Below are 22405 nucleotides of genomic sequence, written 5' to 3' on the forward strand. Positions count from 1 at the left end.
GATGTCGGTTCCCGACGCCATCGCACAGTCCGATATCAAGCTGCCAGAGAACCTGCACTGGCTGAGCTTCGTCGCCGGTGGCGAATGGCCCACCGGCAGCGAGAACGGTATGTTCGCGCTCTCGGACGCGTGGTCGGAGGCCTCGGCCGCCCTGGCGGCGCTGGAAAACGGTATCGAGGACGCGATCAACGATGTCCTCGCGGCGTATCCCTCCGCGGCGGAACTGAATTCGTCGATGGTGCAGACGCTGAAGCATCTCACCGACGAATCCGGCGACGCGTCGTTGCAGGCCATCGCGAAATCCATGAACGATCTCGCCAAATCGTGCGACCAGGTCGGCTGCGCGATCCAAGAGAACAAGATCATGATCATCGTCGGCCTGGTGCAGCTGGTCTGGGAAATCGCCGTGGCCTGGCTGTTCCCGCCCACCGCTCCGGTGCAGGAAGTGGTGCTGATCGCCTGGTATCAGGTGCTTTTCCGCTGGCTGAAGCAGACGGTCTTGTTCATGGTGGTGGCCGCGCTCAAGGCCATGGGGCAGCAGATGATCCTCAATATCCTGCTGCAGCTCGGCCAGATGGCGGCGGGGCATCGGGACGGTTTCGACGGCAAGGCCCTCGGTCAGTACGCCCTCGGTGGCGCGCTGGGTGGTGCGTTCGGCTCGCTGTTCGGCAAGATCGGCGGTGACCTCTTCAAACTCGCGGGCGGCAAGATCTTCCGGAGCGAGTTCGACAAGCGGTGGCAGCAACTGCTCGTCGGATTCGTGGAGGGCGGTGCCGGTGGCGTCGGCGGCATGGTCGGCGGTGGTGTCGCCAACCAGATCATCAACGGTGGTCCGTTCGAACTGGACCCCCGCATGCTCGGTGCCGGTGCCGCGGGCGCATTTGCCGGTGGCGCGCGCGGGTGGCGCAGTTCCGGTGTCAAGCCGCACTTCGACACGCCCGAGACGCCGACTCTGCGCCCGTCGCCCGGTGGCGGACCTGTGCTCGGCGACGACGGTGGCAGCGCACCGCCGCCCACCTCGAAGATCGAGGGGCCGCCGAACGGCTCGACGCCGACGGACCAGCCGCCGCCCAGCGGCCGGGACGAAATATCCTCGCCGGGAAGCACTTCCGGTGGGCGAGCCGAGGCGCATGACCAGTCTTCGTCCGGTGCGGGGCAGCGCGACGGCTCCGTGGCGGCGAATAGCGGCGGCGCGACCGGTCGCGACACGTCGGCCTCGGGTGGTGGGACGTCTTCGGGCTCGCCGAGTTCGGGGTCGTCCGACGCCTCAGGACAGCAGAATTCGACCGGCCGGAACGGGCAAGCGGGCGACTCGGTCGGTGAGGCGAGCGGGACCAGGTCTGGGGCCGGTGCCTCGGGGTCCACGGTCGGCTCCGGTGATTCTGCTGCCACTACGCCTGGTACGGGAGCCGGCGCTGCGGGCACCGGCGCGTCGGGTGCGGTTGGTTCGGGCTCGGGCGCTTCGGGTGCGGCTGCGTCGGCGGGTGCGGTCGGTTCAGGTGGTTCGAGCACGGCAGGTGCGGCAGGCTCGGGTTCCGGCGCATCAGCAACGGGTACTTCGAGCGCGACTGGTGCCAACCAGGCCGGTTCGAATGCAAACGCTTCTGGCACGGGCGGTTCCAATGCCAACGCTACGAATGCTGGTGGATCGCAGGGAAATCCGGCCAGGGCGGGGGCGCCGGGCGCTGGTTCGGCCGGTACACCGCAGTCCTCGTCGGTCGGCGCTTCGGCTCCGACGCCCGCGCGCGCGTCGTCCGCGAGCAACGATCAAGGGCCGACCGGTGTGGACGCGAGGACGTCCGGCAGTACCGCACCGCCGGCCAATCGCCCGTCGGCGCCGGAGCAGGCCTCGGTGCAGTCGAAAGCCGGAGCGCCGGATCCGCAGCCGAGCGGCGCGCGCCCGAAAACGGCTGATACGCAACAAAACGGCGGCGATCGCAGTCCTGCGGGCACGGAGCGGACGCCGTCATCCGTGAAACCTCGTGCGGGGGATTCGACCCGTAGCTCCGCTACGGCAGACTCCCGTGCCGGTGGCGCGGGCCGCCAGGACGGCGAAGCGGGCCCGGCGTCGGCCGGTACTCGTAAGCGGGGGAATTCGGATGCGGTGGACGCGCCGGATGTCGGCAGGCGGGGAGATGCGAATCCGGCCAACCCATCCGGCCGTGCCGGTGGCGAGGGGGACGACGGTACGCCCGTCGGTGCCAAGGGTGCCGCAAGGGCGGATGCACCTGAAGGTGTGGGTAACAAGGGCGATTCAGACGCCGTTGCCGCCCCCGTCGCTGGCGGCAAGGGGGAGGCACACTCCGGCGACGCCTCCGATGGTGTTGGCGGCAAAGGCAATCCGCGCTCGGACGAGGGGGTCGAGAGCGGCAGCAGGGACGATGGCTCGCCCACCGGGACGCGGAGTGCCGCGAGCACCGATGCGGCGGGCAGTGCCGGGCCCCGTGCCAGGGCGAGCGATGGTGCGGTCGCCGACGAGCACGGACCCGCCGGTACGGCTCGGGTACAAACCGAGGACGGTCACCCCGAGACCGGAGGTGCCGGGCGCTCGGATGCGCGGTGGCGTCGCGTCGACGCTGCCCTGCTCGGACCGGTTTGGCCGGGCGGTAAGGCGTTCCTGCGCTACCTGATTCCCATGCAGGACACGATCGGGCTGATCAGAGGCGCCAAATCGCCGCACGAGGGTCGCGATCCCTACCGGGAACCCGCGGGTAACGACCTGGAGTTGCGGCCCGGGTTCGGGCAGAAGAAGCCGTCGGGCGGCAAGATCGACGATGACAGCACGCCCGGTTACGACAAACCGCTTTCGCGCGGTGTCTATCGGTTGACCGCTGAGGAGATGGCTGAGTACCGCTACGTATGCGGGCCGGACGGCCGCTGGGTCAGAGACCCCGATGTCCCCGTGCGTCAGTCCGATGACGCCACCGACACCGCGCAACGGCCGGACCGGTCCAACTCGTCCGGGTCCGAGGACGAATCGGACGGTTCGTCCGCGCCGACGTCCAGCGCCTCGAATTCCGGCTCGCGTCAGTCGAATGCGGCGTCAAGAGGAGACTCCGACAGCGACATGGTGCCCGAGAGCGGCACCCCGATGACCAAGCTGCCGCGTAGCGGTCCGTTGCTGGAACGCTGGGCCGGGCGCAGTGCTCCGGTGATGCGAACCGTGATCGGTGACCACGACGGTAATTGGTACATCAGCGATCTCCCGCACGAGTCGTTCCACCACGCGGGCGTGTACACGGCGTTCAAGGCCCAATTCGTCGACGGGAAGATGACCGCGGTCTACGACTGGGCGGGCGCCTACCGCCCGGCTCCGGCACGGGTGCAGAGCGCCCTCGGCGCGCACTACGACGAGATCGCGCACTACAACCACAACGGGCACAGGTATACGGCCGCCGACCGGGAGAAGTGGCCGCCCGCCGCCGCACCGACTCCTCGTGCCGCGGACCGAGATCCCGCGTCCGATGCCGACGACCAGGCCGACCGCGACGCCGAGACGACACCCCCGGAGTCGGAGTCCGCGGCGAACCGGCCACCGCTACCCGACGGCATGGCGTGGGACCGGATCGACGGTCTCGGGTCCGATCCGCGCGTGCTGACCAAGGAGCAGTTCCGGACCGCGACCACCGCCGAGGCGGATCTGGTGGTGCTCGGCGACGAAACAACGGCGTATTACATCCGGCGGCGTTCTGACGCCGCAGTGGAAGACGGCGACGCCCCCGACACCGGCTGGCGCCGCGTGGACACCGACGAACCAGTCGAGCGTTCCCTCGACGACCTGCTCGCCGACCCGCGACTGACCTCGGTTCGTATGCCCGGCGAGGCCGAGGTGAGCCTCGCCGACCCGGTGCCGCCCCGTGACTTCGAAGCGGTGGCGCACCGACTGGTCGAGGAGTACCAGCCGCAGGACTGGAGCGGGCTGTCCCGCGATGATCTCCGGGAAGCCTTGGCGGGCGGCAAATTTCACTCTTCCACCGATCCGGACGAGGTCGCGGCGTACGAGCGGGCCGTGACGGCCACCATCGAGCTGATCCGCCGGGAGACCGCGAAGCCCGACGGTGACGGCGGGAAGACGCTGTACTTCACCCAGGTGATGGCGGCCATGGCGATGCGGCACGGCCCTATCAACATGGCAGCGGGCGAGGGCAAGACGCTCGCGTTCCTCGCCGACGCGATCCTGCACGTGGGCTCCGGTGAGTCGCTGCAGGTGTTCACCACTCGCGACACCTTGGCGCACGACGCGTACACGCTCTATCAAAAGGTGTTGGGCCCCTACGGATTCAAGATCGGCCGGATGAACCCGGACGATGGGCCCGATAATGCCTACCCCGTCCAAGAGGACGGTGAGCCGACGGTCTATATCGGCACGTTGAACGATGCCGGGTTCGGCCATCTGCGCGGCAAGGTGGTGCCGGGGCGGATGGCCGTGCTCGACGAGATCGACGAGGCGCTGGTGCACGCCGAGACCACCTGGATCATCTCCGACGGCGTTGCCCAGCCCGCTCCGGCAGGCACCGTCGACGCCGTGATTCGGGCCAAACAATTCCTGGACCAGCAGCTGGAATCCGGTGCGTTGCGTCCGGAGCATTTCGGCCGCGGCCCCGAGCAGATCGGCGGGCCGGCGCGGCTCACCGAGGAAGGTCTCGCCACGGTCACCAAGCTGCTGGATCCGGACGGTTCCGCCGATCCGCAAGTACTGGAAGCCGAAGTGCGGCGGATCAATTCGGCGGCGACGGCGCGCTGGGAGTTCGTCGAGAACGATCACTACATCATCGACCGGTCCGAGGGGAAGATCGTCATCATCGATCAGACCACCCACGGATTGCTGCGTGATCCCAAGACCGCCACCGAGAGTCGGTGGAACGGTGGTCTGGCCCAGGCCGTCGAGGCCAAGCACGGCCTGCAGATCCGCGCGGATTCGTCGGGCTCGCGCAGCGTCACCGCGGGCGAATTGTTTTCCGATGAGAACTACACCACGGTGTCCGGTGCCTCGGGCACGGCCGAGGGTGTCGCAGGTGCGCTGTCCGATCGGTACGGCATGCCCGATGTCGTGGAGATCCCGCGCTACCGTGCCTCGAAACTGCGGTTCCTGGAGGATGTGCTCTCGGTCGATCAGGCCGGCAAGCACCGCCAGATCGCCGACCACGTGGCCGCCGAGTACGGGCCCGACGCGCAGCCGCAGCTGGTGATCGTCAACCGCAACAGCGAGGCAGCGCCGATCTCGGCGTTGCTCACGGCACGCAACGTCGAACACACGGTGGTCGACGCGCAGTGGTTCCTCGACAACGGTGTGCACGCACAGGATCGGTTGACCGCGATCTTCGCCGAGGCCGGTGAACGGGGCAAGGTGCTGGTGATCAATCGCCAGGGCGGTCGCGGCGTCGACATCGCGGTCAGCGACGCGGTGAGCGCAACGGGCGGTCTGAAGGTGCTGGTGTCGGGCAGATCGAGCTTGCACGACATCGACATCCAGGCCGAGAACCGCGCGGCTCGTAACGGCCAGGAGGGCAGCGTCCGCTACTTCATGGCGGCCGATGACACACTCTTCGCGCACTCGCCCCAGCACGCCGTGACGGTAACCCGCTACACCGACGCGGTGGCGGCCCACGAGCGGGCCGAGACCCGGCACCAGCAGGCGCAGACAACGCATGAAACCCTCGCGGCGAGTAAGCGTCCCGTCGATTCGGGTCGTCTCGATCAGGCGCGTGCGGATCTGGAGGCGACGCGGGTGGCCAGGGATCGCGCACATACCGAGCGACGTGCCGCCGAAGCCGACATGGTCGAATTGGTGTCGACATTGCAACGGCACAATGGCGCACATCTGGCACGGACGAACCTCGCGAGCATGCAAGGGGCGCTCGCGCAGGCCGAGCAGAGCGCGTCGATCCCCGCCCCGGCGCCAGCGATCGCACCGTCGCCACCGGTGCCGGAGACGATCGACCAGGACGGGCCCGGCCCGACCCGCGACGACCCTCCCGCCGCGGACGTGCCAGGGGATCGCGCACCGGAGCTCGACATGCGCACGCCCCCTGCGGACATGACGCCGACGATGCCGGTGACCGTGGGCGAATTCCCGCACGCGACCGTGCTTTTCAACGACAGCACCGGCCGGTTGGTGACCCTCGACACGATGGACCCGTTGCCGGTGCTGCCGAGTGACGAGCGCGACGGGGTCCGGGTACAGCTGCCCGATGGCGCCTCGGTCGTGATCTCGGCGGAACTGTCCGCGTCGGTGTTCCGCCGGGTCACCGGGCCGGATGGTGCCGAGCAAGTGGTGCCGGTCACGACGGGAGTGTTCGTCACCGACAATGACGGCGACGTGTTGCAGCTGCTGCCCACGACGGCGCGGGTCCGACCGGATCCGGGGCACGAGGGCATGATGCAGGTGGATCCGGGGGGCGGCATCGGCTGGCTTTCGGTGGTGCCGGAGCGGCTCGGCATCGATGTCCGCCCCAGCGCCGGGGCGCTGTTCGGCGGCGTGGACGGGTTGCCCGCCATCGAGGACCTTCGCAACGGCGTCGCCGCCACCAGCTATCTGCTGTCGGATCTGCGCGCGTTGGCGACTCGGGTGCCCGGGCTGATCAAGGACATGATCCGCGTGCGCACCGACGCCGACGGCAAGCGGTTGTTCAGTGTCCGGTTCTTCGACGCGGCGCAGGGCCGTTGGGTGTGGGTCACGGTGGACGACACCTTCTACGCCGATGCCTCCGGTGCGCTCCCGTACGGCGTCGAGCAACCCGGACAACCGTTGTGGCCCGCGGTGTTCGAGAAGGCGTTCGCGGTATTCCGCGGCGGCGAGAAGGGATTCGCCGGTGTCGGCACCGGCCGGGCTCGGATCGCGACCGAGGCGACCGAATCGTCGGTCGCATCGCTGGAAGTGAGCCATGGCGTGCTTGCCTCGATCGTGCGCGAGCCGGGCTTGCTTGCCATGTTGCTCGAGTGGGCGAATCGGTTCTTCGCGACTTCGGTGCGCGGCACCGTCGACGCGACCCGGAAAGCGTTCGCGGAGTTCCTGATTCGCGAGGTGGCCACGGCAACGGACCGAGTCGGTGCGGTGCTGGACGAACAGGGCCTGACCCCCGATCTCCTTGCCGCGCTCGAGCACACGGAGCTGACCGTGCTGCTGGGCGAGCGCACCGCCGACGCCGTGCGGGAGGCACTGGCGCAGCGTCCGGAAACCGGTGGCCGAGCGGAATTCCTGGCCTACCTGGGTGCGCACTGGCGTGCGTCGGTGGCGGCCCTGCCGGGGCAACTCGACGCGTGGAAATCCGATGCCGAAACGAACGACGGCCCGATCGCGCAACGGGCGGACGAACAACCCGACCGGCCTTCCAGCAACGATGGCACGGAGGCCGTGGTCGAGCGAGCGACGGAGGCCACGACGCCGGCCGCCCTCGGTACGACCCCGGCCGCGCCCGGTACGACTCCGCCCGCGCTCGGCACGACTCCGCCCGCGCTCGGCACGACCCCGGCCACCACTCTTGGTTCGGCAATCGACGGCACGGCCCACCAGCCGACCGGTATCGACCAGTCGACCGCGGCCGGTGGCCCGTCGGCCGTCGCGGCATCCGGTACGCACTCAGCGAGCGTGCTCGGTCTGCGCGGCCCGGTAAGGCAGCACGCGTCGTCGGCAGCGCGGCAGTTCGTCCCACCGCCCGAGCTGCCCTCGGAGCTGACAATGTCCGGCTCAGTGGTCGACCTGCGCAATCGTGCAGACCAGACGGTCCACTGGTGGGATCAGCACGGCGGACGTTGGTGGAACGCACTGCGTTTCAACACACTGCCACCGGCGGAGCAATACGAGTTGGTGACCCGCTACCACCGGCTGCGCAAACTGGACGGCATCCCGGTCGGTGTGCGCGACACCCTCAACCGCACCTACCTGCGTGCTGAGCTTTCGAGACTAACTGAGCGCGAGCAGGCTGGACAGCTCACCGCGAACGAGCAACGTCTGATCTCCGTTGTGCGGGCGGTCGATTCGACGCTGACCGACGCCGGTCAGGTGGCCGCGTGGGTGGCCGAGCGCTCGGGTATCGCGACGCCGCAGGTATTTCTGCAACGGTTCGAACCGCAAGCGTTCGGTGGAACCGGTTCCCTGATACTCAGTTTCGGGGACACCGACCTTGCGCGATCGGTCGTGTGGCACGTGCCGGGAGCGGAGCAGTCGGCGGGGCCGACCCTGCGTCCGGGGCTGGAGCTCGGCGCCGACCGGTACGCGGCGCTCGAGCACCAGGATGCGCGCGGCCGATCGGCGGTCGTGGTCTGGCTGGGACACGGGGGAGTGTCTGGGTCGGACCGCGGCACGCGGGCGCGCCGGTGGGTGTCGTCGCCACTGGTCAGCGGCAGGCAACGGTTCGCCGACGCGCTCACCACCTTCGGGGTCATGCGCCATGGCATGGAACGTCGCGGTCTGCTGCGGCGGCCGGAGTCAGTGGAGGTCGTCGATCGCCGCTGGGGCACGACCGTCGAACGTACTGGCCGAGGCATGGATCCGCTGTGGAACGCCGAGTTGTCGCTGCCGCGAGCCGAACTCCACCTCACCGATCCGGTCGTGTTCACCTCGACCGAGCCGCTGACCCGAGGCAGACAGGTACGGCTCGCCGCCGGTACCACCGTGCCGATGTATCGGAGTCCGGATCGGCCGGACCAGGTCCTGGTTCGCGACCCCGCCGCCACCGACGACGCGACGGCCTGGCATGCGGTGCCGGAGCGGATGTTCGGCACAGTGGTACCCACCCTTGTCTGGCTCGGCGGACCGCTGTTCGCCCCCGACGGTATTCCCCGGGAAACGGACGTGGTGTGGGACAACACCGAAATACACAGCGGCGCACAGTATTTGCATGCCGAGCTGATTGACCTGGTGCGGGAACGGCCCGGCTGGGTGCGGCGGATGGTGCGCGAGCGCCCAGACGGGGTCTTCGAGGTCCGTTTCACCGCCCCCGACGGAACGGCGCAGCGCGTCGCGGTCGACCGCAGGTTCTATGCCTACGACGGCAGAATTGCCTACGGGGCGCACGTTCCAGGGCAGCCGCTGTGGCCCGCGGTGCTCGAGAAGGCCTGGACGCTGCTGCGCGGCCCGGCGCTCGGCGACGCCGGCGAGGGCGCGGAGTTCGGGGCGGTGCTGCGCGGTGGTGCGACCGTCCTCGATGACGCGATGGTCGGGGCGCGCCTGCCCAGCGCGACCACCGCGTTGCGTCCGGCCGGAGAATGGGCGCCTGCGGGGCGCTGGCGTGCGGGTAGCGGCGTCGAATCCCGGGAGATCGCGCACCCGATGCGGATGGACGAGCGCACGCTGACGCGGGTGCTCGGGGATGCGCGCGTCGCGCGAAAAATATTGTCACACAAGGATTCGTGGCGTGCGAGACGCATGGTTGCCGGCAACCTCGAGATCTGGGAGGATGCGCGCGCCCGGCTCTCGTGGTTCCGTGCCGAAGGCATCGACACCGACCCGCTGTGGTCGTTCCTACAAACCGCGCGTATGTACGACGATGCCGCGTTCGCGCGTGCACTCATGCGAACCCTCGGTACGGAGGGCTGGCCGTACGCCGGACCGCTGCGGGAGCTGCGGGAGCACTTGCGCGAGTGCGGCCCGGCGGTGTGGCGCGGTTGGCCTGCGGTATTCGACGCTTTGCTGCACGCCGAGAGCGCCACGCAATTCACGAATTGGATGCGGCACAACGATGTGCGCACTGAGGCCGGCTTCCGCGAGTTCCTGCGGCAGCAGTTGCCCCCTGGGGACTTCGAACGTCCCGCTCTGCGTCTGCTGTTGGACAGCATGTCCGACTGGGAATCGGATGCACCACAGGGCGATACACCGCTGACCCGGATGGCGGGCGGCAAGATCCGCCGCCTGTTCGAGCGCAGTTCGACATTGGTCGTCGCCACAAGGCCGCGCTGGGTCACGAGTCCCGCCGACACCACCCTGCTCGGTGACTACCGCTACCTGGTTTCGGACGTGGTGTACGACGAGTCGACCGCCACGGTGACCGAGGTGCTGCTCCTCGACGAGTCCAATCGGCAAACAACGGTCCCCGCACGACATTTCAATCAGTTCGCCGTGTTCTCGGCATTCGGCTCCAGTGAACGGCAGACCCGCAGGGCCGCGCGGATGTGGGTCCCGCCGAGTGTCGAGTCGCCGATCTCGTTCGCGCCGCTCGGCGAGTGGAGCAACGAGCCATCCCTGGAGCCTGCCGCGATCGGCCCGCGGCCACGTCGTCTCGCCGGACCGATCTTCGCCGCGGGCGGTCCGACGGAGGCAGACCTTGCGCACCTGCCGGATTGGTCCGTGACCCGGGAACTGCGCGCGCGGGTCGCCACAGCGGGGAGCATCGCGAATATGGTGCGCTTCGTGGTAGCGGTCGGCGACCACGCGGTCGCGGTTCGCGGCGACATCATCTACGCGCGCGGGAATCGAGTCGACTCCGCTGGAAACGTGGTGCACGACGCTACCGGCGACGTGGTGACGGACTACGTTGGCAACCCAGTCGGCGACGGTGTGGGAAACATCGTTCGGGACAGCGATTCCGGGCTGGTGATCGATAACGCCGCAGTGCTCGGCCTTGATGTGCTGCTGACCGTGGCCGGTGCGCCGCGGTGGGTGCGCGTGGGCCGGTCCACCGCGCTGCGCGTCAGTCAGCCGGACCATGCGCCGATCTGGCCGCTTCTGCTGCTGGAGGCGCATGTCGCGGTGCATGGCAACGATCGCGTGGATGCGGCGCGGACAAGCCACCCACCGGCAGATCCGGGGTATCTGGTCTTCGAACGGCAGCAGGGACCGCTGCTGCTGGAACAGGGACTACCGGCGGACGTGGCCGCCGGTACCGCGCCCGCGGCGTCCCAAGACAGCGCGACCGTTGTGGGGTTCACCGGTGTGCATGCGGCTTCCGCTGCGCAGACACCGGGTGTTTGGGCGTCGATGCGGGGCGGCGCGGAGGCGGCTACGGTTGTCGCGTCCTCGAGTGCCTTGGTCGAAGGGGTGCGTGCGCCACGAGGTGGGGTGTGGAAGTCCATGCCGGGTGATGGGAACTGTTTGTTCCATGCGCTGGCGACCTTGCTCGGGATGAATGATGAAGGCGCGCACGATGATTTGCGTGCCGCGGTGGTCGAAGGGTTGAGCGTCAAAGCCGATCGGCAGTGGGCCGAACTCTTCGGCGCCTTCCGGCCGGGGGAGCCCGAGGCCGTGCGGCAGGCGAGTTTTGTGCAGCAGCTGTCGAATTTGCTGCGGGACAAGATGTTCCGTGAACCGGCCGCCGAGTTCCTGCTGCCGTTCCTGGTGCGTGAGCTCGGACTGAATGTGGACATCGTGCGTCCGGCGGTCGACGGTGTCCCCGGCGTGACCACCGCGCTGCGGCACGGCGGTGGGCGTCCCGTCTTCACGCTGCTGCGGGCGACGGGCGCGGGCGATGGGCACTATCACGTCGCGGTGGACACGGACGGCGCCCCGTTGCGTCAACCCCTGCTCGATCGCAGCGTCACAGCGACCGAACCCGCGACCGACCGGTTCGGTGATCGGAAACCGATCGCGCACAATCAAATTCGTGCGTCGGCGCGGATCCTGCTGGATCATCGGTTTGCCCAGGAAATGGCCGCCGCCCAATGCGACGGTACCGCGGCGGGGCTTGTGGCGGTGCGCGAGCAGCTGGCGCGCTCGGAGCACCGGACCGATCGTCTCGCGGCACGGGTGCTCGACCGCTTCGTGCTCGCGTCCGAGGATGTCCGAGTCGGCCTGGCCGAGCTCGAGGGCCGCCGATTCGATCCCACCATCGAGCAGCTGCGTGCCCTGTGCGCCGCCGGTCTCGAACTGCGTCGGGTAGCCCCGGACGGCAACTGCCTGTTCACGGCATTCGTGACGGCGGTGAACAGCCACAAGGACCCTGCGAGTGTGCGCGCCGAAGCCCTGGACCACATTCGGGCGAACCGGCAGCGGTTCCTGGACCTGTACCACCCCGCCGGCGTCGAGCAGGAGCGGGAGCGTGCCGCGCGTTTCGAACGTGAACTGGCCGAGCTGGGCGTCGATGGCGCGTTCAACAACGACCTGGCGGATCTACTGATCAAGGCGATCCAGGAATCGCAGTCGCTCCCACGGCCGATCGTCGTCGTGGACGAGCGCTTCGCGCCGCCGGTGGACGATCTGGCCGACGCCGACTGCGTGCTCGTTCGCGTCGACTACGCGGGCGGGCACTATCACGCCGCGACCGGTGCCTACAGCGGACTGGACAGCATGCTCGCCCTACCGCAGGATTGGCTCGAACCGCGGCAGGCGCCGACCGCACCGGCATGGTCGGCATCGTCGGCTCGGCAAGCGCCATCGCTCGCCGAGGCGGGCGCGGTGCGCGCGGTGCCGTTCCCGGCGCGGGTCGTCACCAACGGTACGTTGAAGGTGACTCTTTCCGACGGCGAACTGTATGAATTCCGTTCGGGCGCAATAGACAAAGATTGGTTCCTGCGCGACATCAAGACCGGGGAGATCTGGGTCTCCACCACGACTGGGACCGGTCGTGCGATGATCGATCCCACTGCGTGGCCCGACCTCGAGGTGCGCATCGATCCGCCCGGCGACATGGCCGAGTTGCGGTGGTCCGGCGCGAATCCGGGGTTGCGCTTCGCGGCCGTCGGTGACCGCGCTCCGGTGGCCATTGAGGACGGCGCGACGTGGCTTGCTCTGTTCACCGCCGACGGCGGGCTCGTCGTGCAGGATCCGAACCGGACGGACGGCCGATGGTATCGGGTGCCGGTGGCGTTGGAGGACGTGCTGACCCTGGTTGTCCCGGCCAACCGCAACGCGAGTCCCTTGTTCGACAACGATATGCCGTCGCCGAACGACGTGGAGCAGGGCACGATCGGCGACTGCTATCTGTTGTCGGTCTTGAAGAACATGGCCACCCACGCGCCGTGGGCGATCAAGGAGATGATCCACGAGTACGAGGACGGCACCGTCGGTGTGCGACTGTTCCGCGCGGACGGGCCGACGTGGGTCCACGTGGATAAGAAGATCTACATCAATCGGTACACCCGGCATGGACACTATGCCGGGCATCGGGCAGGGTATCCGATCTGGCCCGCGTTGATCGAGAAGGCGTACGCGGCGGAATTCGGTGGGCACCTCGGTTACTTGGGAATCAGCAAGGGGGGCGAGATCGCCTATGCGGCCAGTGCGCTGCGGCAGGGCTTCCAGGAGACCGGGAGTGCGGGCCGGGTGCTGCCGCCCATCACCACTGGGAGCAGTTTCTTCTTCTTGCATCCCAGCGGTTTCGGTCCGGACGCCCTGCACGAACAGTTCGGTCCTCGCGATGGCGCCGGACGCGACGTCGACCCGAAACGGGAGTTCGCGACGGCGTTGGTCTCGGCCATGGCACAGCGGCAGCGGCTCCTGGAGACCACCCTGGATGCTTTGGGGCGACAGTACGCGCCAACGGACGCTGCCTACCTGAGCGTGTTGCGGCAGTTCGAATCCGACCATGAATTCCAGACCCCGCTGGGCATGGATCGGCTCATGCGCGAGACATTCGATCGGGATGGTGTCAGTAAATGGGCTGTCGAACGTGCGCGGATCAATCGGTACATGGACGATATCTACGCCACCGAGACGCACCTACGGTCCGCCGCTCGATATCCGATCCTGGCCCGCGAATTCGCCGCCCGCATCGACTACGCGCTGTCCCGTGGTGACCAGGTCCTACTCGGCACGCCCCTGTTCGGTCCAGGCAAGGAAAATACGAGTTTGGTTCCCGGACTGGTGGGCACGCACGCGTACTCGGTGATCGGTGTGGAACACGATGCGCGTGGCAACCCGGTGCGGGTGGTCATGGACAATCCGTGGAACATGTATCCCGCCGCGGTGCCCGGGCCTGGTATCGAGTATCGCCCGAACATTGGGCGGGGCGTTATCGCCGTCGATGTCGAACATCTCGCGAAATTCGACAGGGTCGCTACCCAGGGCCGAGCCACCGCCGCTCTGCATGTCGCGGAGTTCCGCTACCACGCAGCCGTCAACCATGCCGCCGTTCCTGACGCGGTCGAGACGGTGGCCGAGGTCGGTGACTCGCTGCGCGGCGGAGCGGACGAGACCACGGTGGCCACGGAACTGAACAGGGTGGTCGAGGGCGTCGCCGCGCCTGCCGGCCTGGTGTGGAAATCCATGCCCGGCGGCGGCAACTGCTTGTTCCACGCGATGGCGGCGATGCTGCGTATGCCGGGCGAGACCGCGCACGAAGATCTGCGCGCCGAGGTGGTGGTGGCGCTGCATCAGCGGGCGGCGGGCGCCTGGAACGGATTCTTCGACGGGTTCCTGGACGATGCGCCGGAAGCGGAGCGGCGCAAGGCATTCCAGGAGCAGCTCGCCGTATTGCTGCAGGACGGGGCATATCAGGACGCGGCAGCCGAGTTCTTCCTGCCGTACGTGGTGCGAACACTCGAGTTGAACGTCGACATCGCACGTCCGGGGCACCTGATCGAACATCTTCGCTACGGTGCGGATGGGCCGGTGCACACGGTGCTGCGGGCGACCGGCGACGGGGCCGGGCACTACCACGTCGCGGTCGGTGCCGACGGCGTGGTGCCCGCCGAGCCCGACCCTGGGCAGATCGGTTCCAACGGTGTTCGCCGATTCGAGACCAACTCGGACGGAGCGCGATACGCCACTCGCTATCTGGCCGGCATGCGGGACTTCCAGGGCACCGAGTGGTTCGCTGTGCGTCAGGCGGTGCACGCCTATGAACGAAACACGTGGGTGAATCTGATTCTGCGCAGCATCGCCGGTGTCGACTCGGTCGAGGCCGAAATCGGTGCATACGTAGAGCGATTGCGGCAGGCCGTCCGCGCTATCGAGGAACTGAAAGGCGAAGACCACTACGCACTTCCGACAGTGGAGGAACTCGAAGAGGACCGGACACTCCTGATCGAGGATGGGGCCACGGTCGAGACCAGTGCACGCCTGCGCCTGATCGAGGAAGTCCTGAACGATGCGCGGCGCGACACGCGACTGGCGGACCTCCAGGAGAAAGAGGAGCTGTACGACTCGCTGCTGGATTACTACGGCGTCGACGAGGTGACACCGGCGCCTGTGCTGCGGCAGGCGCGCCTGCTCGATCAGGCCACCGTGCGATCGTTGCGGCTGTTCGAACCGATTCAGGTGATTCGCGTCGTGGAGACCATCGGTTTCATGCTCGACGCGGACGGCCAACCGCTGGGCGACGGTGATCCCCGGCAGCTCATCGGAACCATTCAGACCGAGCGCGGTTATCTGTCGACCTCCGTCGGGGCGGAAACGATCGTGGCCTCAGACAGCGACTATTGCCTGGAACTGGTGGTGTGGCCGGGCGCGCACGGCATGTACATCGGCGCGCTGAGCGCCGCGCCGGGCGGGGATCAGCAGGAACTGGTGCTGCCCCGCGGTACCAGCTACCGGATCAACGACGTCAGGGTGGCCGCGACCGGTCGGACCATTCTCACCGCCGATGTGCTGCTGCCACCTGCCGCCGTGGCCGACAACGACGCGGTGGGGACCGCGCTGCCGTATCGCGGGGGAGGGCAGGTCCTGTCCGCCCGCCGTGCCCGCTCCGCCCGCGCCGCCTCGACCCAACAGCGGCCGACTCTGCCGCGGGTGCGTGCCGGGTCAGCGCGCCGAACCCGGGATGTGGTCGGTGGATTCGTCGGCGCGCTGGGTCAGGTGCTGCGCCGGCGTCGCGGCGCGGCGGGCCCGACAGCTTCCGCCCCGGCCACTGGTTGGTGGCGGCGGCACCGCAGGCGGGCCAGGGTTCCCCTGGCGCACGTTGACCGGAATGACGCTGTGCGAGTGGATAATCCGAGTGCTCCCGCAGTGCGCGAACCCACTCCTGCGCTCGAAACCTCGCTCGAACAACAGGTCATGGTGCCGTCTCCGGACGCGCCGGTGCCAGTAGCCGACGAACAGTCTGTGCCGCCCGACGAGTTGGCCGGGCTGCCCGCTGATCCGGTGCACTCCGTAGTGGATGAGCAAGCCGCGGTGTCTGTTCCGGATGGCTCGGTGCCCTCGTCGGCGGTAGCGCCGACCTCATCGTCGGAATCGGTTTCGGCACCGGGTGACTCGGTCGCGTCGGACCCGACCGGCCCGGTACTCGCGCCTGCGGTCGTGGGGCACGGTGCGGACCACGCCGCGAGGCAACAGTTCTTGGCCGACACCGAGGAGCTGGTCCCACCGCCGTCCACCACCCCGGTCACCCTGGCCTCGGTCCCGCTGCCAGAGGGTCTGGTGTTTCGTCGGGTAAGCGAGCAGACCCGGGCCGAGTACCGGCTCGTCGTCGGGAGCAACGGACGGTTGTACCGCGCGGTGGACGGCTCGCTGTTCGACACCACCTGGGGTGCGCGGATGGGTGCGGCCGATCCGGACATCTTCGGTGCTGCCCAGTGGCACCAGCATCCGGCGAACCGGCGCGCGTTGCTGGTGCTCGACGTCTTCGGCAACATCTATGCCATCGCCGACGCGCAACAGCCACAGACCCGGCTCACTCATGCCTCGCTGCTGCACGGTGCGGCTGCGACCGCTGCGCTCGAAGTCGAAGTGCGCCAGGGTATTCCCATGGTCTTCGCCTATCGGAGCGGGGAGTACCAGATTCCCGACGACCTCAACCAAGAGGCACTGGCCTTGCTCACGGCTGAGCCGTACCGGCTGAGAATGCACCGCGACGCCCGGATACTTGCCCCCGCCCTGGGCCGTTGGTGGGAAGACGAGGAGGTGCTGCCGGTGGACTCGGTTCGTGACGACTTCGAGGCCGCGCCGGTGCCGTACGACGGGCCCATCTCGTTGGTCCCGGTGGGCACGGTGACCAACGAAGCGCCGGTCCGAACCCCACGGGGCGAGCAGGTTCGGCTGCCCGACCCGGGCCTGCGCACCGACCGAGGCCTGGCGATGGTGCCGATCGCGGGCGGACTGCTGAACTATATCGACACCCCGGCCGCCCAGCGCACGATCGACGGTGTCGACTACCTGTGGGTGACCGGCGCGAACGGCCCCGGCTGGGTGGCCCAGCAGGATCTGGTCAACGCGGGGTTCGCATATCGACGTCGGTGGGCGCGGCTGGCCCAAATGATCACGGTGACCGGACCGGACGGTCCGGTCCGGCTATATGGGTACGAACGGGTCGAGCGGGCTGCTACCAGAATCGAGGAGGACGGGCGGAATTCTGTTCTGCTGCAACGGCTCGTCGACGACACCCAGGTGTGGGTCCACGGCGAGGGAGTCGAACAGCTCGGTCTGCCCCGATGGTGGGAGCTGACCGGTCCCGCCTGGCCGGACGAGGTCGGTCCACAGCTCGCCGACCTGGAGCATCTGCCGGATACCCCGGAAGTCGCGCAGCTGCGGCAGTTGGTGACACAGAGTCCGGAACGGATCCGGAGCATGATCCGTTTCGACGAGCCGGGGGTGGTCGATGTCCATCTCATGGTCGAGGGTCGGCCGCAGTGGGTCCGACTGGACCGTGCGACCACGCTGCCCGGCCCCGCAGCGGATTCCTCCTGGGACGGCCACCCGAGCTGGCCCGCCATGGTGCTCGAGGCGTACACCGCCGCACGGGAACACGACAACGAGGCCCGGGAATTCCTGGCTATCTACGACCTGGAATACGCCGACATGGGCAGCGAGGAGTACCCGCAGATCCCCACGGCGCAGCGGTATGAGCGACTGGCCGGACAGGTCGAGCAGTGGCTGGCGCGGCACGGGGCCGATCTCGACCCCGCCGACCCGGTGCAAGCGGAATACCATGTGCCGCTGCGGCCCACCGGATCGAGCGAGACCGATGAGAACGGCGAGACCTGGCTCCAGTTCGTCGAAGTCCACCGCGGTGAAGACGCGTCCGAAACCGTGGTGCAGGTGCGGCGGAGCCTGACGTGGTTGACCGAGAACCATTATCTGTACCTGGAGGAGCGAGACGTATTCCATCGCATAGTCGGCGGGCCGATTGCGCTGGCGCCCTACGTGATGGACCGCTCTGCCCCGGTGTTGCGGCACACCCCGGCCAGCGAACGGACACTCACTACCGCGGCGGTCGACGAGTTCGACGCCACTCGGATCTTGCCGGTGGGTGCGTCGGTGCGTATCCGTTCCGACATCAACCTTCCCCACCTGGTTGTGCTCGAGGCGGCCGGGGATTCGGTGACCGTGCGCAGGGATTCGCTCGAGTCGATGGGGCTGTCGATGCCGCAGTCGCTCGGCGGCCCGCTGTGGGCGACGAACGGCCCTTCGGTACAAGACCTTGCCGACCTGCCCGCCTCGGCCGCGGTGCGGCAGTTGCGGGCACTGGTCGAGGAGGACCCCGCGCTCGTTGTCACGCGCATGCGGAGGAACCTCGACGGCACCGTCGATGTGCACCTCATGGTCGACCAGGCGGCGCGTTGGGTGCGGGTCGATCGGGTCAGCGACCTGGCATGGGCGGACGACCGGCCGATTTGGCCCGTGCTGTTTCTGCGCGCCGTAACGGCGGTCGAGGAGGGCCTGCTCGAGAACTTCGTCGCCGACGACGAGGTCCCCCTGATCGGTGATACCGGAGTGCCAGTGCCTGCCCGCAGTACGACTGTTGCGACGGAACTGGACCCGGTGTGGGCGAATGCCGCATACCCGGCCTTGATCACGGATGAGCAGCTCGAGCAGCTGCGCCTGGTCGTCGGCCAGGACGGGCGGTTGTACCGCGCCGGTGACGGCGTTGTCTTCGATACCGCGGGTCGGCGCGCGCTGTTCGTCATGGACCGATACGCCAATATCTATGCGGCGCAACGGTTGGCGGACACTGAGTCGCAGGTCACCCACGCGTCCATGCTCCGTGGCACGCCCGCGACGGCCGCGGCCGAGGTCGTGGTGCGAGCGGGCGTCATCCAGATGCTCGTCGATCGCGGCGGCGAATACCCGAACACCACGCGCTACAACGACGAAGCGTTGGATTACCTGATAGATGTCGCGAATCTGCGGCTGGCGCCGAATCTCCTGCTGCTCGGCTTCGACGCTGTCCACGGACGGGAGGTGGACCGCACTCAGGTCAGCCGCGGTGCCCGGCTTTTGTTCAACGCGCCGCGGCTGTACACCGCCGCCGGTGAGCTCCTTCCTCCGCATCTGGGCGGGTATCTGCTGCACCCCGATCACCCGGCCGCGCGTCGACGGCACAACGGGGTCGACTGGCTCTGGGCCAGTGGTGCCGGACGAACCGGCTGGTTGCGCACCGCCGAGCTGACCGACGTCGGCTATCGCTGGCAGCCCGGCACCGGTCGGCTCTTCCGCGGCGTGCAGATCGGCGGACGCACGGCCGCCGGACAGCAGCACAGCATCGTTGTCCACGAATCGGAGCGGGTTGTCATCGACGAGAACCGGGTGGTCGACGACGACGGGACGACGTGGGTTCGGTTGATGCACGATGGCAACGAGCTCTATATTTTGGCGGAGACCGCCCACCAGCTCGGGACATTGCCAGTGACCCCGTTGATCGGACCGCTGTGGGGTCCGCGCGGCCCGGTTCCCGCCGATCTCGATCATCTGCCCAATACGCTGCCGATCCGGCAGTTGTGGGAGCTGACGCAGGTACCCGAACAGCTCATGCGTGGCCTGGTCGAAAACCGGGACGGCACCATTGATGTCAACTTGGGATCAGGGTGGGTGCGGGTGGGGCGCCTCACCGACCTACCGTGGCGGCCCGATCCCGAGCGACCGATCTGGCCGGCCATCGCGCTCGCCGCGAGCGTGAGCGCCACAATCGACGGCTTGCTACGCGACGCGTCGGTCGACGCCGACCTCCAGTTCACCGCGCTGCCCGTGGCGAATCAAGACGAGCAGCACATCGAGACGCTGGCGATGGGCTCGACCCCGGACGATCTCGGCGACCACCAGGACCTCCCCGAGCGCTGGGGGACACCGGACCTGAGCTCGCGGGGCGCACGGGCCAACGTCTCCGTGCGCTCGGTGCTTTCGCAATCCGGAGGCGACGGCGCACAGGAGAACTTACTCTCCTCGCAGGCTGTCAGTGCGCTGCGGAGCTTCCTCGACAACGGAGCCGTACCAGCCCAGCACAACGCGCAGGAGAACCTGTTCTCCGCTGAGGCTCAGGACGCATTGCGGAGTTTTGTCGACAACGGTGTCGCGCCCGTGACCGGCTCGCCGCTGGAGCCGGTGGACGGGCCCACCCCAGGGGCCGCGTCTACCCCAGGGAATCTGTCTGTGCCTGCTGACGCGCCCGCGGCTAGCCCGGCACGCCCGGCGGCGGAGTCGAACCCAGACCAGGTCGTGGTCGGCGACAGCATACCGGCGAGTGATCCTGCCGAGAGCGAGTCCCGGCCGGCCGAACAGCCGACGCCTCGGAACGATTCCGCAACAAGCGGTTCCGGCCCGGTACCCACACGGTCGACGGTGCCGACCGCCCCGGATACCATCGCGCAACCCGACGACGGTGCGCCGGGTAGTTCGACCGGCGCGCGAGTCCTGCCAGCCGGGCCTGTCCCGCTCGCGTCCGAGGTCGGGCCCAAGATGCGTAGCGACCCGCTGCGGCCCACCCAACGTCACATTCGGCTGCCGTTCACTGCTGTGTACACCGATCGTGAGGCGGTGCTCAGACCGAATGCTTTCGGTGTGCTGCGGTCCCCGAACGATCCGTGGAATCGGTACACCGACGACACCGGAACCAGGTATCGAGTGTTCGGTGCCAACGGGGCCGGGTGGGTCTGGGACGCGTCGCTGCGCGCGGCCGGGTTCCGGCTCGGCGCGGATGGCGAGACCTTCCGATACGCCCACGACCTGCCCGGCATCGACGGACCACACGCGGTCTATCAGCGTGAAGACGTGGTAGTAGACGAGTCCACCGGGTCGACCGAGCAACACGCGGGTGCGCTGCGCTTGCATCTTCGGGGGCGGTCGATCTGGGTCGACGAGTCCGCCGCTGCCGCGCTCGGGTTGTTTCGCCCGCTGCCGCTGCGCGGACCGTTCTGGGTGGATGGTGGACCGCGAGCCGCCGATCTCGACGGCTTGCGCGGGCCGGTCTTCGGCCAGTTGCGCTTGCTGGCCCACCAGCACCCGGAATTCCTTCGGGACATGTTCCGCGTGCAGGACAGCGGAAGTGTCGACGTTCGCCTGCTGGCAGACGGGCGAGCTCGGTGGGTGCGGGTCGCCCGGTTCGACAGCCGTGGTCGTGACTGGCCGGCGGATCGTCCCACCTGGCCGTTGCTCGTCGTAATGGCGACCGAGGAAGCGGCCTGGCACACCATGACAGAGGCCGCGCTGAACGATCTGTTGCCCGACCACCCGGATCTCACCGACGTGGATCTGTCGCTGCCGCCCGCGCACGCCGTGGCGCACCGAGATCGGCTGACTCTGCGGGGTCCGCAGCTCTACCTGCACGGGCCGGTTCCTCCCGGGCCGCTGCGGCTCACCGCGGCCGAGGTGGCCTCCGACTCGCCGATCATCCAGGCGCCCAACGGTGTTCGGGTGGCGATGGCCGCCGTGCGGCTGACGACCTGCGATGCGGAGGAGATCGATCCGTTCGCGGACGGGTCGTTGACCGTCGACCACACGGCACACGGCGACGAGTCACGGCCGGTGCCCGACGCCGGGCGCGGGTGGCGCTGGGTGGTGGGCGACGACAGCCAAGGCTGGGTCGATGTGGTCGAGCTCGCCCGGCACGGTTTCCAGCAGGTACCAGGAACCTTGGAACTACGGCGCAACATGACGCTGCCCGCGGATGTCACGGTGTACGACGGCGAATTGGTCGAGATCGCACCGGGATCGGCGGTGGATGAGATGGTGTTGCGTCGCGCGGACGGCACGACGGTTTCGCTGGATCGGGACACCGCCACCGCGCTCGGCCTGCGCTTTCCGCACCGGCTCGACGCGCCGCTGTGGCAACCGGGTGGTCCGCGTGAGGTCGATGTCGCGGGCATGCGGCCGATGCCGGTCCCGGCGCCGCAGCGTGCGATCGAGCAATTGCGCAGGCTGGTCTCGCTTTATCCCGATATCATCACGGCCTCGGTACGCGCGGTCCCCGAACAGGACGCTGTCGACGTCCGCATGGTGTACGCGGACGAACCACGCTGGGTGCGCGTGCGCCTGCTCGGCGACTGGCCTGCGCTGCCCGCCGGGCACGTGGGATGGCCCTACATCGTCCTTGCGGCGCATCGGCTGCTGTCGCTGCAAACCACCACCCCCGCCCCCTATTACCTAGAGGACAGCGAGTCAGCGAGCCCGACGCGATCCGCCTCCGAAGCAGGATTCGACGAGGCGCGGCCTGCGCCGTCTACTGGCCGGGGACCTGGCGAGCGAGGGGAGGAGAGCACGGTGTCGCCGAGCGGTCCGTCGGGTTCGTCCGAGCAGCAACGTTCCGGTGACGCGCCGAGTGGCGTGGACTTCTTCGACCGCAGCGCCTTCGGCGGGTGAGCTACGTCGGCCGACCGCCCCCGGCGT

General features: G+C 68.4%; 1 protein-coding gene. It reads left to right on the plus strand.

Annotation, left to right across the window (positions count from 1 at the left end):
• Nucleotide 1 precedes the first annotated feature (1 nt).
• Nucleotides 2–22378, plus strand: coding sequence for a C2 family cysteine protease (locus F5X71_RS08285; protein WP_167461414.1), 22377 nt, complete (start codon nt 2–4; stop codon nt 22376–22378).
• The last annotated feature ends 27 nt before the right edge of the window (nt 22379–22405 follow it).

It is taken from the genome of Nocardia brasiliensis (genome assembly GCF_011801125.1).
GTDB classification, from domain to species: domain Bacteria; phylum Actinomycetota; class Actinomycetes; order Mycobacteriales; family Mycobacteriaceae; genus Nocardia; species Nocardia brasiliensis_C.

Coding starts and splice junctions, on each gene's coding strand:
- F5X71_RS08285 (WP_167461414.1), top strand. CDS start 2: ATGTCGGTTCCCGACGCCATCGCACAGTCCGATATCAAGCTGCCAGAG.